Source organism: Vibrio hibernica (genome assembly GCF_015223435.1).
GTDB lineage: Bacteria > Pseudomonadota > Gammaproteobacteria > Enterobacterales > Vibrionaceae > Vibrio > Vibrio hibernica.
In genome coordinates, this window is sequence record NZ_VHKO01000006.1 from 1 (window position 1) to 15,139 (window position 15,139).

Genomic DNA, 15,139 nt, shown 5'->3' on the forward strand with positions numbered 1-15,139 from the left:
AGTTGAAACCTGCAACTTCAAGTTGATTGGGTATATTACAGTGTAGTCACTCCGATGTGATCTTCTTCAAATAACGCTATTTATTATGAATAAGTAGGAAAAATGTCCGTTTTTTTATCCGTAAATACCAAATGATAGCCGCATAACAAAAACAATACGGATAGAACTATGTCTACATTAATGAGTTGCATTGGAATTGCAGCGCTGATCTTAATCGGTTACCTATTTTCAGAAAATAAACGAAATATTAACGTTAAAACTATTACTTTTGCTTTGATCCTACAAATTTCATTGGGTGCATTCGTCATGTTTGTTCCCATTGGTGTCACCATAATTGAAGGTATGAGTAGCGGTGTGAATCACGTTATCGAATTTTCAAATGCGGGATTAACGTTTGTCTTTGGCGATCTGGCTAATTATAAGGTCGGGTTTGTATTTGTCATTAATGTCTTGTGCGTTGTGATCTTTATTTCGTTCTTGTTTTGATGGAATGGCTCATTCAAGAACGCGTGAAGATGGTACCGATACGCAGTTGAGTAAAGAGGCTAGAGGGGTTGCTGGTTCAAGGATCACCTTGCTTGAATCTTATTGGATGGGAACGGTGGGAGGAGCACAAGTGCTCGATATTCCAGCGGGACAATTCAAGCCAGGTTATTATTTTGACGCACTGTGTATCTCAACTTCTCAAGCCAATAGTGATATTACCATTTATCACGAGTTTGACTCGCCACGAGATGTCTTTGAAAAATTAATTGCGTATGCATCTTCTCACAACATCATCAAAACATGGGTCAATGGAAAATTAGTTCAGAGTAGAAATTAAAGGCTCAAATTTACAATGTTAGATTAATGCCATCTCATTGTGTTCAATAAAAAGAGATAAGCCCCGTTGATACTATCTGCGGGGCTTATCTCGTATGTTATCATTACACTATATCTCTTTTATTAGGCACGGTTGCATGACGGATATTATTGCCATTATAAAATCAATTGGCATACCTGAAATTAAATACGATAAAAATACCTATTTATTAAGGCAATCTGATCCCGTGCCTGTAATGTATTATTGCCAAAATGCCAGCTTAACCATTTCTTATATCAACTCAAATGGCAACGAATTCATCTTAAAAGTCGATGAGGATTACACAGGGTTTCTTAGGGAAATGGAATTTTTTCAAGGTGATAACCATTCATTATTCAGTGTGAAAGCTAACAAACCCGGCATTAAATACGCTATTCCTCAACATCATTTTTTAAAGATGTTGAGCAAGAACCACGATATATTTTTGGCCCTAATGGCATCGATGAGCAGACGCTATAACCGAAATATGCAGACCCTAATTGCAAACCTTACCCAACCAACTAAAACCAGTGTCATTAATCAAATATTAGAGGCTAAGAATCTTGCGAATGGAAAACCGTTTAAATTACCCATGACGCTTGGAGCCAAAAAAATTGGTATTACGTCTCGCTCATATCGGCGCATCGTGCATGAGCTTATTGATGAACAGAAGATCGCTAAAATTGGTACGAGTTACCAAGTATTGGATCCTAGCTTTAAGCCGACTAAAACAGATTTTTGCCTACATAAATAAATAGGTCATCAACACGGTATTAAAATATGTCCATTAGAAAAATAAGCTAATGAAGTCATAAATAAAGCGTGCGATAATTAGGCCTAATATACTTTGCCTAAATCGAAACTCGACTTTGGTATAGGTACAATAAACCATAGAGAGAGTGCTATTTTGTCTAAACCTGCCGTTTTTATCGATCGCGATGGTGTCATTAACGTTGACCATGGCTATGTCAGCAAAGTGGATGACTTTGAATTTATTGATGGCGTTTTTGATGCCACGAAAGCTATCAAGGAATTGGGTTATCAATTGGTGCTTGTCACGAATCAATCCGGTATTGCTCGCGGCTATTATACTGAAAAAGAATTCCTAAGATTAACGGAATGGATGGATTGGAATTTTGTTGATCACGGTGTTGAGTTTGATGGCTTGTATTATTGCCCACATCACTTAGAAGGCAGCATTGAAAAATACACGCAAGAATGTGATTGCCGTAAACCGCAACCAGGAATGTTTTTATCCGCTCAAGACGAGTTAGACATTGATATGTCAAATTCAGTCATGGTGGGTGATAAAGAAGCGGATATGCAAGCAGCGATCAGTGCTGGCGTAAATACTCGTATTTTAGTTCGCAGTGGTAAAGCTGTGACGGAAGCCGCGGAGAAACTCGCGACAGTGGTACTTGATAGTATTAAAGATGTGCCAAAATATTTAGCAGAGAATAAATAACAACTCTTCGCAAGTGAACATTTGGTAGCGCTGAGTTTAATAATAGTTAGAAAAAATAGCCCTTCATCATGTTGCTACTGATGAAGGGCTATTTTGTTAATGGCGTTAACCTAACCTTTAAAAACGGGCAGCATATCTAACATCGTTAAGATATGGAATAAGGCGGTGGCGACACCAAAGAGCAAAATAAAGTAAGGTACGAACTTACCACCACCGACGACAAAATTTTGGCCGCTCTTGTTAGGTAAATGAATGTTTTTCTGACGAGATTTCAACACTAGCAATGCAGGAATAATACACGTCCATACGGTTGCCGCTGCGCCCGCATAACCAATAGCTAAAATAAATCCGAATGGAAAAAAAAGCGATAATACCAGTGGTGGCATAAAGGTAACGGCCCAGGTTTTGGTGCGCCCCGCTTTACTTTGATCAAACTTAAATAAATCGGCTAGATAATCGAATACCCCTAAACCGACACCAATAAAGGAAGACACAATGGCCGCCATTGAAAAAGCATTAATAGCTTGGGCGATCTTTTGTGATTCGACTACATCACCCAATGCTTTGAGCAGTACATCCACATTACCATCTTGCGCGATGATGGGGCCGAATGAACCACGCGGTAGATTACCAAAAATACTTAATACCCAAATAATATATAAAGTTAAGGCGATTAATGTGCCACCTAAAATAGCGTATTTTGCTTTACGTTCTTCTTTATAATAAGCCCGCATTGACGCCACTGAGTGATGGTAGCCAAATGAGGTCAGCGCGATTGGTAGCAAGGCCATCGAGTATTTGGCATATTGCCCTTGCTGATTAATGGTATCGAATAAGCTAGCTGTATCAATATGCACAGTTAAGCCAAATACCCCAAAGACAAAGGTTAGGATCATGGTCGCAATGAGCATAATGGATATACGATCAACGGCGCGTGTGGAATGCCATACAAGGCTTGAAGCTATAAAGACAAATAAGACCGACGCCAGTTTGCTATCGATGCCAAGTGAGCCTTGTAGAATCAGGCCGAATGAAGTGGTGTAAGCATAAAGTAATATTCCACCCACAAAATACACGGTTAAGTTATTAAATATATTCACTTTACTGCCGAGCATGTCGAGTGTGACGGTGTTAAACGAAACTGATAAATCGTAATGTTTAAACGCTTCAAGTAGTAGCCAGCCAGAAACCGTCATTACCGCCATGGTTAATGTGATGGCAAGAATAGACCATATAGTCCAACTCCCCGCACCAGCACTTGGTAATCCAAGCATACCTGCGCCCACACAGACACTCGCAATAATACAAGCGCCGCCAATCAATGAAGGTTTCTTCGTCATAATCAGTCTCTTTCAGAAAAATATAAAGTAGTGGAATATACTACTCAACAGCATTTAGCTTGGAAGGACGCTTGTAATAAAATTGAATTCAAAGAGAAAACAACCGACTTCAATACTAAAGAAGACACATCATAGCGGTAATTTTCAAATCAGTAAACTAGCTAGATAGTACAAGGTGGAGATGAGCGGGAAATTACGGTGTTTTATTTGAGGGGAATCTTATTTTGTACATCTAACTCATCTTTTAAAACTTGGTAATTCAGCCTCAATTTAAATAATATCTTGATTAGTCTGATCTCCTCTATAAAGCTTATCTATAAAAGCGTAGGATCAAACTACTTTAGATCAAAATTTGGTTCGCATTCAGGTGCTCTAATATATGAAATTAACGACAAAACCATTACATAATCACGCTTTACTTATTTCTATCTGCACACCGCAATTTAAAGGCGATGAAGCCGCTGAATCGCTAGCGGAACTTGCTCGCTTAGTGACAACCCTAGGATTTAAAGTGGTTGGCACTCAGTCGCAAATGCAACGCTCAAACCAAAGACAAAATGTATTGGGTGCGGGGAAATTGGCTGAAATCGCACATCTCACTGGAAATAAAGGCGAGATGGAAGAGGGAGATGACTTTGATGAAGTATTATTGGATGAATCCTCATTTGATGATATTACCTCAGAAGATCTGCCATTTTCTTGTGCCGATGTGGTGGTATTTGATTGTGATTTAAGTCCATCACAACTGCGTAATGTTGAGAATCAATTGGGCGTAGAAGTATTTGACCGTACTGGCATCATTATTGAAATATTTAGCCGCCATGCTCGAACTCGAACCGCTCGCCTACAAGTTGAAATTGCACGTCTTAATTATGTTGCACCACGCCTACGAGAATCGACCATTGGTAATAAAGAGCGCCAAATGGGTAAAGGTGCAGGCGAAACAACACTCGAGCTCGATCGTCGTAAAGTCCGCGATCAATTAGCTGAACTTAGGCGTGAATTAGTTAGCGTTCAAGCAGAATTGAAAGGGCGTCGTCGCCAGCGTTCAGATCTGTTTTGTGTTGCGTTAGTCGGCTATACCAATGCTGGTAAATCATCGATGATGCGGGCACTAACTGGCAGTGAAGTGTTGGTCGAAAATAAACTTTTTGCTACCTTGGATACCACCGTGAGAGCTTTGTCTCCAGAGACGCAACCACGCATATTAGTGTCGGATACGGTTGGTTTTATTAAAAAATTGCCGCATGATCTTGTTGCATCATTTCACTCGACTTTAGCCGAAGCGCACGATGCGTCATTGTTGCTCTATGTGGTTGATGCCTCGGATGCTACTTTCCGACTTCAGCTTGATGTGGTGCACGAGGTATTGGCGGAAGTGGGTGTGGACGATATCAATAAATTATTGGTATTGAATAAGTCCGATCAATTGAGCTTGGATCAACAACAAGCATTAATGGAAGAATTTCCTGATGCCATGATGACTTCAACTCGTGATCCGTTTGATGTGGCAAAATTACATCAATATATTGTTGATACGGCCCAGAACGAGATGATTGAAGAGGACATTATTGTTCCTTATACCGCAAACGGTATTATAGGTGAAATTCGGTCGAGCATGAGTGTGACGAAAGAAGAATATGAATATAGTCATATTAAGCTCACAGTGCGATCAAGCGCGATTGATTTAGCAAGGCTAAAAAAACGCATGCAAAATTTATAAGCACTCATAACTCACATATGATAAAAACCTCTCAATTTAGGTAACTACATACCTACCTACTCTGAGAGGTTTTAACATCAATAAAAAGACTCATTCAGTGTAGAAACTGATAATCGTTCACAACCCTCATGATCATTTCTAGTGAATTTATCGCTTCCCCGTTACAATCAATAACTATAATCTAAACAGCAAGATATGATTGTCTATCTCAATAGGGAGTGTTGAGTCATGGTGACAGGCTGGACTGGATGCTAGCGTATATTTTAAGACGACTGTTATTGGTCGTTCCTACCTTTATTGGTATTACATTGTTGATCTTTACGCTAACTCGCTTTGTGCCGGGTGGGCCAGTTGAGCGTATGTTGTTGAGTTTGCAGATGCAGCAAGGTGATAAAGCATTAACTTCGCAAGTCACGACAGGATCCAGTAATGCACTTTCTGATGATCAAATTGCAGAACTCAATGAATTCTATGGTTTAGATAAACCAATTCCACAAGCGTATTGGGCGTGGTTGACCAAGCTAGTACAACTGGATTTGGGGGAATCGACTCGCTACTACGAACCTGTGACCGATATGATTGCAGAGCGCCTACCTGTGTCGCTATTTTATGGCGGTATGACCTTTCTAATTAGTTACCTTGTCTCAATTCCTCTGGGTTATTTTAAAGCAATGCGACATGGCAGTGTGCTTGATGCCTCGAGTTCGATTTTTATCTTTGTTGGCTATGCGTTACCCGGTTATGTTATTGGAGTATTACTGATTAGTTTATTTGGCTTCCAACTAGAATGGTTTCCAATGGGCGGATTTGTTAGTGATGATTTTGATGATTTCTCGGCGTGGATGCAGATTAAAGATGTTATGTGGCATGCCGTTTTACCATTATTTTGTTATTTGATTGGCGACTTTGCTTTGCTCACTATGACCATGAAAAACAATTTAATGGAAAACCTTGCCGCTGATTATGTTCGTACTGCTATTGCCAAAGGTTTACCTTTTAAAAAAGCGGTTCGCCGCCATGCTTTGCGTAATAGCTTGATCCCTGTCGCCAGTTCGTTTGGTAATTCGTTAATGTTCTTTATGACCGGCTCTTTTCTTATTGAAGTGATTTTTAATATTAATGGTATTGGCTTACTTGGCTATGAGTCGATTATGGAACGTGATTATCCGGTCGTCATGGGGCTGTTTGCTATTAATGCCTTGATGCTATTAATTGGTAATATTTTATCGGATATTTGCGTCGCGCTGGTGGATCCTCGCATTCGGTTTGGAGCCTAAAGTTGAATATTAGTATGAAGAAATTCGATCCAATAACGAGTAAAAAAATTCAACGTTTTAAAGCGATTAAGCGAGGTTATTGGTCGCTGATTATCTTGACGTTATTAGTGATTATTGCCGTTGGTGCTGAACTGTTAGTTAATAGTCGAGCGTTAGCGGTGAAGTATAATGGTGAATGGTATTTTCCTACTTATGGCGATGTACTCTCTGGCACCACTTTTGGTCAAGACTATCAATCAGAAACCAATTATCGCCTATTACAACAGCGCTTTGAACAAGAAGATAAAACTGCTGAGCATGACAATAAAGTCATCATGCCAATCGTGCCTTGGAATCCGTATGAACAAGACTTTGATGGTGACTTCCCACCGGCGGCGCCCAATGCCGAAGCGAAGCATTATTTAGGAACCGATACCATTGGTCGCGATATCCTAGCTCGACTTTTGTATGGCTTTCGAATTGCGATGGGCTTTGCCTTTTTGACCATGATTATTTCATATGCGATTGGAGTCAGTGTGGGTTGCGCGATGGGATTTTGGGGTGGGAAGTTTGATTTATTCTTCCAGCGCTTTATTGAAATCTGGTCGATGGTGCCTTTTTTGTACGTCATTATGATCTTGGTTTCGATCATGCAGCCCAGCTTTATGTTGTTTACCTTTATTAATGTGTTATTTGGCTGGATGGGAATGACGTGGTACATGCGCACCATGACTTACAAAGAAAAAGCGCGTGAATATGTTATGGCAGCTCAAGCATTAGGGGCGTCTAATTGGCGTATTTTATTTCACCATATTTTACCCAATACTATGGTGATGATTGTGACTCTTGCGCCGTTTACTATTGTCGGAAATATTACAGCTCTTACGGCATTAGACTACTTAGGGTTAGGGTTAATGCCACCGACGCCAAGTTGGGGGGAGTTATTGCAACAAGGTAAGTCGAATTTAGATGCACCGTGGATTGCATTGTCTGTGGTCTCTGCCATTGTGGGCGTATTGGTGATGGTGACTTTTATCGGTGAGGCGATCCGCGAGGCATTCGATCCAAAACGTTATACCAAATATATTTAGTATTTAAGCATGTTCAGAGTTTTAAGGATGAACCATGAAATCACTAGTTAAAATCAGCCGATGGGCACCTTTGCTATCTTTGGGCTTCTCTTTGGCCGTATTATTGTCAGCTAATTCAATTCAAGCGGCTCAATTACCAGAAGGGTTAACTTGGCAAAGTAATCCAAATGAGCCTATTTTCGCTTCTTCTGATGCAACCTTTGGTGGAACTTACCATACGTTTATCGACAGTTTTCCGCAAACATTTCGCACCGTAGGCCCTGATTCTAATGGCGGTTTTGCCGCTTGGACTCGTTCATCGCTTGGTTTACTAGATCGACACCCAAATACGGACAAATGGCTTCCATCGATTGCATCTTCTTGGGCGCTAGGCGATGATCATAAAACCGTTTACTTTAAGATTGATCCTAATGCGAAATGGAGTGACGGCGTGCCTATCACCGCGAAGGATTTTACTTTCATGATGAAGATGATGCGTTCGAAAGACATTGTCGATCCATGGAGTAATGATTTTTATACCAAAGAGGTGAGTGAGATTATTGTTTATGATGATCACACCATTGCAGTGGTTTCGGGAAAACAGAGAAATCCGGATGAACTGATGGATTATGTCAACCTTCAGCCTCGACCTGCCCATTTTTATGAGAACCCTAAAAAAGATGCTAATGATGATGGCATCGCCGATGATTTTGTTCGTCGTTATAACTTTAAAGCCGAGCCTACCGCCGGACCTTATTACATCGATGATATTGATAAAGGCAAAGCAGTCACTTTTCGTCATGTGAAAGATTGGTGGGGTTATGACAACAAATATTACCAACATCGTTTTAATGTTGAGAAAATCAATATTAAAGTGATTCGTGATCAAGACATTGCTTTTAAGTATTTTGAAAAAGGTCAGCTGGATTCATTTGCCTTGTTGCGCCCTGCGTTATGGCATGAAAAAGCAACGGGAGAGTTGTACGACAAAGGTTACATCCATAAAGCGTGGGCTTTTAACCAAGCACCAGTTGGAGCGGGTGGGATCTGGATAAATACTGCGATGCCATTGTTAGGTGATATTAATATTCGCCGAGGCCTAGAACATGCGATCGATTATGATGGCATGATTGAGAAACTGCTTCGAAATGATTATGTTCGTAAGCCAAATCCAATGGGAATAGGGCATGGTGATTATGATGATCCAGATATAAAAGCCCCTGATTTTGATCCCAAGTTAGCAGTTTCTTTTTTTGAAAAAGCCGGTTTTACTCAAATTGGACCGGATGGTATTCGCCAAAATGGCAAAGGCCAACGATTAAGCTTTGCTGTAACGTATGCGACACCAGCTCACACCTCTCGGATTGCTTACTTACGCGAGCAAGCCAAATTAGCAGGGCTAGATTTAACTCTTAACCTGATTGATGGCTCTAGCATGTTTAAATATGTGCTTGAGAAAAAACATCAGTTGTCCTTTCATGATATGAGTAACTCTAAAATCCCTGTCTACTGGCAGTACTTCTCCTCGGAAAATGCCAATAAACCTCAAACTAATAACTTCACTAACTACTCATCCCCTGAGCTGGATAACCTGATTGATGCTTATAGAGTTGAATTTGATTTAACCAAAAAGCATCAATTATCTCGCCAGATCCAAACGTTAATTAATGAAGCGAATGTTATCGTCCCTGGTTATATGGTGCCATACGCGCGTGAAGGTTATTGGCGTTGGATGAAACTGCCGAAAGACATTGCGACCAAACAAACCGAATTTTTATTTAATGCCAACGGGTTTATGGGCACCATGAGTACATTTTGGATTGATGAAAAAGCCAAACAAGAAACCAAAGAGGCAATGAAAGCGGGTAAAGCATTTGAGCCTGTTACGCTTGTTGATGAGAAGTACAAATGATCGATCACTCTGTTCTCACGATTCGAGACCTTTGCACTGAATTTACCACTGACGATGGTGTCATGCGGGTGCTTGATGGGGTGAGCTTTCATGTTCCTAGAGGTAAAACTTTGGGTATTGTGGGCGAATCTGGCTGTGGGAAAAGTGTCACCGCTATGTCGATCATGGGATTGTTACCAAAACCATTTGGCCAAGTGGTCGCTGGGAGCATTATTTACTCTGATCAAAAAGACGATTCCCAAAGTGAACTCGATTTGTTGCAATTGCCAGCAGAGAAAATGTACCGCATGCGTGGCAATCGGATCTCGATGATATTTCAAGATCCGATGACAGCGCTAAATCCTGTGCATACCATTGGTAAGCAGTTAATGGAAGTATTGGAACTGCATCGACCTGAATTGAAAAAAAACAACGTTATAGCGCTGCATTAGAGATGCTTGAAAAAGTTGGTATTCCTTCGCCGAAACAACGAATGTTGGAGTTTCCTCATTTACTCTCGGGTGGTATGCGTCAACGGGTAATGATCGCGATGGCATTAGCGTGTCGACCTGATATTTTGATTTGTGATGAGCCGAGCACGGCATTAGATGTGACGGTACAAGCGCAGATTTTAGATTTAATGCGAGAGTTGCAAGCTGAAACCGGAATGTCGATTATTTTTATTACGCATGATTTGGGTGTAGTGGCTGAAATGTGCGATCAAGTGGTCGTGATGTATGCAGGAAAAGTGGTGGAACAGGCGGATATCTTTGAATTATTTGATCATCCAAGCCACCCTTATACTCAAGGGTTATTGGCTTCTATGCCAAGTATGATTGGTGCGCCAAAGTCTTTATTACCCACCATTGACGGTTCAGTACCAGCTTTAAATCAAATGCCTTGTGGTTGTCGCTTTGTGACGCGGTGCCAATATGCACAAGATTTATGCCATCAAAAACAACCTGATTTACAGTTAGTTATCTTAAATCAATCTGTTATATCAAAGCAGTCTGTCATATCAAAACAGCCTCCAGATTTAAACCAAGCCGCCGTGTCAGAACAAACCTCCAAGAAAGTACCAGATATTCATTTAGTCAGTTGTCATTATTGGGAACAACTTATACCCAAAAAAGATGGAGCAATAATGGAAAAAACACATGACTGAGTTAATGCGAATTGAAAACCTCACTCAACATTTTTTTTCAGGCAAAAGTTTGTTTAAAAAGAGTTATACCGTGCATGCGGTTGATGGTGTTAGTTTTCAAGTGAATAAAGGCGAAACGCTCGGTATTGTCGGAGAGTCGGGTTGTGGTAAAACTACCTTAGGTCGCAGTTTATTGCGTTTATACCAACCAACCTCTGGGAAAGTTTATTTTGAAGGACAAGATATTTGTCGGCTGGGTAATAAAGCGATGCGCAGTTTGCGACAAGAGATGCAAATGGTGTTTCAAGATCCAAGTGAATCATTAAATTCTCGTCATACGGTTGGTAAAATTTTACAAGAACCTTTTGTTATCCATGATATTGGCTCAGCTCAAGAGCGTAAGAAATGGGTTGCAGATTTGCTGATTAAAGTAGGTTTGCCTGAAAGCGCAGCGCAGCGCTATCCACATGAATTTTCGGGTGGTCAGAAGCAACGTATTGGTATTGCGCGCGCCATTGCCTTAAAGCCAAAGCTGGTGGTGTGTGATGAGTCGGTGTCGGCGCTAGATGTTTCGGTACAAGCTCAGATTTTAAATTTGTTACTTGAATTACAAAAAGAGATGCAATTAACGCTGATATTTATTGCCCATGATTTATCAGTGGTGCGTCATATTTCAGATAATATCGCCGTAATGTATCTAGGTAAAATTGTTGAATATGGCCCAGCAGAACAAGTATATCGAGATCCTAAGCATCCTTATACTCAATCATTATTATCGGCTATTCCTATTACGCACCCAAAATATCGAGACGCGAAACTGAGAGAACAAGAACTTGGTATTGGAAAACGAATCTTATTGAAAGGTGATATCCCATCGCCAATTGATATCCCGAAAGGCTGCCGTTTTGCTTCACGCTGCCAGCAAGTTATGCCGCAATGTTTGCAAATAGAGCCAGAATTGATGGCAGAGAAAGCAAGCCAACCTTCTGGCTCTAGTAGAAAAGTGGCCTGTCTTTTACATCAATAAATGTAATGAACGTAATCACGATCTTTTAGAGAGGGCATTAAATGAAGTTTTTATCATTATTGAGCTTACCTTTGCTATTACCTGCGGGTTTATTACTGGCTGGCTGTACAACGGTAGTTGAACCAGTCGCGACGCTTAAAACATCCACTTCGGTTAATGGGGTTGAAGTAACGAGTATTGTTTATGAATGCTCAACAAAACTCACAGATAGCGAGTCCCAAGGGACATTTGAAAGCCACTTTTTAGTTGAGTATTTTAGCCAAGACAAAGTGATGTTAGTGACGCGAGAAGCCTCGTATCCATTAATTCGCATTGAATCTGCTTCTGGGGAAAAATATGCATCGGTAGCAGGCGCAGAAGAGTTTTGGAGCAAAGGTGATAGCGCTATGATCAAAGTGAATAATATTCGCTATACACAATGTGTCATCAAAAACGATAACAATTAGACATCGCTAATCAAGAGCGTTTTCTATGTGCGTTTTTTAGGCAAATTAAACATTAACTTGGCTATTTCATCCATTAATACCAAGTTTAGTGCTTAGTTTTACTCAGCTTCGTCTGGTTTTGTTGTTAATGACTGGTTAATTGATGTTTTGTATTTGTTGTGGGTTTGATCGTGTTGGTGGGCACTGCTATTTGATTCATCGTACTTTTTTCTTCGATATGAGTATTTCTTATGCGAAGTATGAAATTTTCGTGTGAAGAAATTAAACATTGCTACTTTCTGATTTTGAACAAATTAGGTAGAATAGCGACCATATTAACACGATGACGTAAACGTTTGCGTAAGTGGTTGATAGTTTATACCCAGAGTCAGGCGATATAACCATAAACCATTTTTATTAGCGTAAGATTGTTAACTTTGAAGTTAAGAGACTTATGTTTTTTGGGAACTTTCAGATTATCTGAGTTAGGAGATACAAATGCTTAAACGTGACATGAACATTGCGGATTACGATGCAGATCTATTTACTGCGATTCAGGAAGAAACACTTCGTCAAGAAGAGCATATTGAACTTATCGCTTCAGAAAACTACACCAGCCCACGAGTAATGGAAGCTCAAGGTTCTCAACTAACTAATAAATATGCCGAAGGTTACCCAGGTAAGCGTTACTACGGTGGTTGTGAATTCGTTGATAAAGTAGAAACACTTGCTATTGAGCGTGCTTGTCAATTATTTGGTGCAGAATACGCAAACGTACAGCCTCACTCTGGTTCGCAAGCAAACAATGCTGTTTACATGGCGCTATTGAATGCAGGTGATACGGTTCTTGGTATGAGTCTTGCTCACGGCGGCCATTTAACTCATGGTTCTCCAGTAAACTTCTCAGGTAAGCTTTACAATATTATTCCTTACGGCATCGATGAAGCTGGTCAAATCAATTATGAAGAAATGGAAGCACTTGCCATTGAACATAAACCAAAAATGATCATCGGTGGTTTTTCTGCTTATTCTCAAATTTGTGATTGGGCGCGTATGCGTGAAATTGCAGACAAAGTAGGCGCTTACTTCTTCGTTGATATGGCTCACGTTGCTGGCTTAATTGCAGCAGGCGAATATCCAAATCCAGTGCCACATGCGCATGTTGTAACGACAACGACGCATAAAACACTAGCGGGCCCTCGTGGTGGTTTAATTCTTTCTAACGCAGGTGAAGATCTGTATAAGAAATTAAACTCAGCAGTATTCCCCGGTGGTCAAGGTGGCCCATTAATGCATGTTATCGCAGCAAAAGCGGTCGCGTTCAAAGAAGCATTAGAACCAGAATTTAAAGCATACCAAGCTCGCGTTGTACTTAACGCTAAAGCAATGGTTGCTGAGTTTATTGCTCGTGGTTACAACATCGTTTCAGGTTCTACTGAAAACCACCTGTTCCTAGTTGATTTAATCGATAAAGACATCACAGGTAAAGAAGCCGATGCTGCGCTCGGTTCAGCTAACATCACAGTTAACAAGAACTCAGTACCAAACGATCCACGTAGCCCGTTTGTAACCTCAGGCATTCGTGTTGGTTCTCCTTCTATTACTCGTCGCGGCTTCACAGAAGAAGATGCGAAAAACCTAGCTGGCTGGATGTGTGACATTCTTGACAACTTAGGTGATGAGTCTGTGATTGCAGCAACTAAAGCAAAAGTATTAGAGATTTGTAAGCGCAAACCTGTTTACGCATAATATTGCTTTATAAAAAGTAATAATTTCTTAATAAATATAAACCCAATATCTTCGGATGTTGGGTTTTCTTTTGAGTATAAAAAAACGCAAACCTAAATAAAGATTTGCGTTTCTTGTTCATATCATCTGAGTTTTTCAGATCTACTATTAATTTTTCTTGTTGATGCTGATCATCGAGCCAGATTTACATTTGAACATGTAGTAACGACTGCTTTCGTTAAACTGACCAAGACCACCACCAGAACAGTAAGATGCGTTTAAGTCTTGCATTGTGTCTAATGTTTTTGCGTTATCCATTGCAAACTTAGAACCATCCGCACAAACGATACGTACTTTACCGTCATCACTAGTAGAGAAAACTTTTACTTCGGTATTACAAAGTTGGAAAGACGCATCTAAGTAGTTATCTTCTTGAGTGGTAGATGAACAACCTGAAACTGCTAATACTAGCAATCCAGCTAATGCTAAATATTTCATTTTATAATTCCTATATGCATCTGTTGAGATCCGAAAACCTAACTTTGATTAAAATGTGGATGATGACGAGGTAGTCATCTTGCAAAATGTGTATTAAGTGTAACCGTATAACGTGCTTAGCTCAACATTAATGCTGTACACATTGTCGCTAAGCGTACACATTTCGGATAAACTAGAATGCATAACAAATGAGGATTAAGGGAAGGGATATGCATTGTCCATTTTGTTCTGAAAATGATACTAAAGTGATTGATTCTCGTTTGGTTGCCGATGGCCATCAAGTGCGTCGTCGTCGTCAGTGTTTGGCCTGTAGCGAACGCTTTACGACGTTTGAAAGCGCTGAACTTGTGATGCCAAAAGTAATTAAAACCAATGGTAATCGTGAACCATTTAATGAAGATAAAATGATTGGCGGATTGCAACGTTCATTAGAAAAACGTCCAGTCAGCGCTGATGCTGTTGAGCTTGCGATCAGTCATATAAAATCACAATTACGCGCAACGGGTGAGCGTGAAGTACCCAGTGAAATGGTGGGTAACTTGGTGATGAATGAGCTTAAAACGTTAGATAAAGTGGCTTATATCCGTTTTGCCTCGGTATACCGTAGTTTTGAAGATATCCGTGAGTTTGGTGAAGAGATCGCGCGTTTAGAAGACTAATCTTTGAATCATAAAGCCAGCCCAATACCGTATTAAAATCGATGACCAGTAACCATTAAATTAAAGGGTAGT

14 protein-coding genes and 1 pseudogene are annotated in these 15,139 nt (G+C 40.3%); 13 read left to right on the top strand and 2 right to left on the bottom strand.

Features of this window, described 5'->3' with window-relative positions; translation table 11 throughout:
* The first annotated feature begins 168 nt into the window (after positions 1-168).
* The 4 genes from FH976_RS04145 (at position 169) to gmhB (ending at position 2,306) form a co-directional block, all read left to right on the top strand.
* Positions 169-486, top strand: a complete 318-nt coding sequence (locus FH976_RS04145) for a Na+ dependent nucleoside transporter N-terminal domain-containing protein (protein WP_228767338.1) — start codon at positions 169-171, stop codon at positions 484-486.
* A 4-nt stretch (positions 487-490) separates the two neighbouring features.
* Positions 491-823 (top strand): amidohydrolase family protein, encoded by a 333-nt coding sequence (locus FH976_RS04150; protein ID WP_194089662.1) that lies wholly within the window; start codon positions 491-493, stop codon positions 821-823.
* A 136-nt stretch (positions 824-959) separates the two neighbouring features.
* Positions 960-1,595 (top strand): Crp/Fnr family transcriptional regulator, encoded by a 636-nt coding sequence (locus FH976_RS04155; RefSeq protein WP_194089663.1) that lies wholly within the window; start codon positions 960-962, stop codon positions 1,593-1,595.
* Positions 1,596-1,748: 153 nt separating this feature from the next.
* Positions 1,749-2,306: a D-glycero-beta-D-manno-heptose 1,7-bisphosphate 7-phosphatase gene (gene gmhB, locus FH976_RS04160; protein ID WP_194089664.1), complete on the top strand. Its 558-nt coding sequence runs from the start codon at positions 1,749-1,751 to the stop codon at positions 2,304-2,306.
* A gap of 110 nt (positions 2,307-2,416) precedes the next feature.
* On the opposite strand, the gene FH976_RS04165 is transcribed toward gmhB, so the two are convergent.
* Entirely contained in the window at positions 2,417-3,646 is a 1,230-nt protein-coding gene (locus tag FH976_RS04165) for an aromatic amino acid transporter (protein ID WP_194089665.1), read from the bottom strand.
* 379 nt (positions 3,647-4,025) lie between these two features.
* Between FH976_RS04165 and hflX the strand changes: the two genes are divergently transcribed.
* From hflX to glyA, 8 genes and pseudogenes are all read left to right on the top strand, one after another.
* Positions 4,026-5,369 (top strand): GTPase HflX, encoded by a 1,344-nt coding sequence (hflX, locus tag FH976_RS04170; protein WP_194089666.1) that lies wholly within the window; start codon positions 4,026-4,028, stop codon positions 5,367-5,369.
* A gap of 248 nt (positions 5,370-5,617) precedes the next feature.
* Entirely contained in the window at positions 5,618-6,646 is a 1,029-nt protein-coding gene (locus tag FH976_RS04175; protein ID WP_194089667.1) for an ABC transporter permease subunit, read from the top strand.
* Positions 6,647-6,660: 14 nt separating this feature from the next.
* The gene (locus FH976_RS04180) at positions 6,661-7,716 is read left to right on the top strand and encodes an ABC transporter permease (protein WP_194089668.1); all 1,056 of its coding nucleotides are present in this window, start codon (positions 6,661-6,663) and stop codon (positions 7,714-7,716) included.
* A gap of 34 nt (positions 7,717-7,750) precedes the next feature.
* Positions 7,751-9,607 carry an extracellular solute-binding protein gene (locus FH976_RS04185; protein WP_194089669.1) on the top strand — a complete coding sequence of 619 codons (1,857 nt, stop codon included), beginning with the start codon at positions 7,751-7,753 and terminating at the stop codon, positions 9,605-9,607.
* Positions 9,604-10,550, top strand: a pseudogene (locus FH976_RS04190) (ABC transporter ATP-binding protein); the annotation flags it as partial. The gene FH976_RS04185 and the pseudogene FH976_RS04190, both read left to right, overlap by 4 nt.
* 193 nt (positions 10,551-10,743) lie before the next feature.
* Positions 10,744-11,757: an ABC transporter ATP-binding protein gene (locus FH976_RS04195; protein WP_194089670.1), complete on the top strand. Its 1,014-nt coding sequence runs from the start codon at positions 10,744-10,746 to the stop codon at positions 11,755-11,757.
* 41 nt (positions 11,758-11,798) lie between these two features.
* Positions 11,799-12,203 (top strand): MliC family protein, encoded by a 405-nt coding sequence (locus tag FH976_RS04200; RefSeq protein ID WP_194089671.1) that lies wholly within the window; start codon positions 11,799-11,801, stop codon positions 12,201-12,203.
* A 477-nt stretch (positions 12,204-12,680) separates the two neighbouring features.
* A complete protein-coding gene (gene glyA / locus FH976_RS04205) occupies positions 12,681-13,931 on the top strand; it encodes a serine hydroxymethyltransferase (RefSeq protein ID WP_190330404.1) in 1,251 nt (416 codons plus the stop codon).
* 147 nt (positions 13,932-14,078) lie between these two features.
* Here glyA and FH976_RS04210 read toward each other — a convergent pair whose 3' ends face one another.
* Positions 14,079-14,408, bottom strand: coding sequence for a hypothetical protein (locus tag FH976_RS04210; RefSeq protein ID WP_194089672.1), 330 nt, complete (start codon positions 14,406-14,408; stop codon positions 14,079-14,081).
* A gap of 209 nt (positions 14,409-14,617) precedes the next feature.
* On the opposite strand from FH976_RS04210, the gene nrdR reads away from it, so the two are divergent.
* Positions 14,618-15,067, top strand: a complete 450-nt coding sequence (gene nrdR / locus FH976_RS04215) for a transcriptional regulator NrdR (RefSeq protein WP_190330402.1) — start codon at positions 14,618-14,620, stop codon at positions 15,065-15,067.
* Positions 15,068-15,139 lie beyond the last annotated feature (72 nt).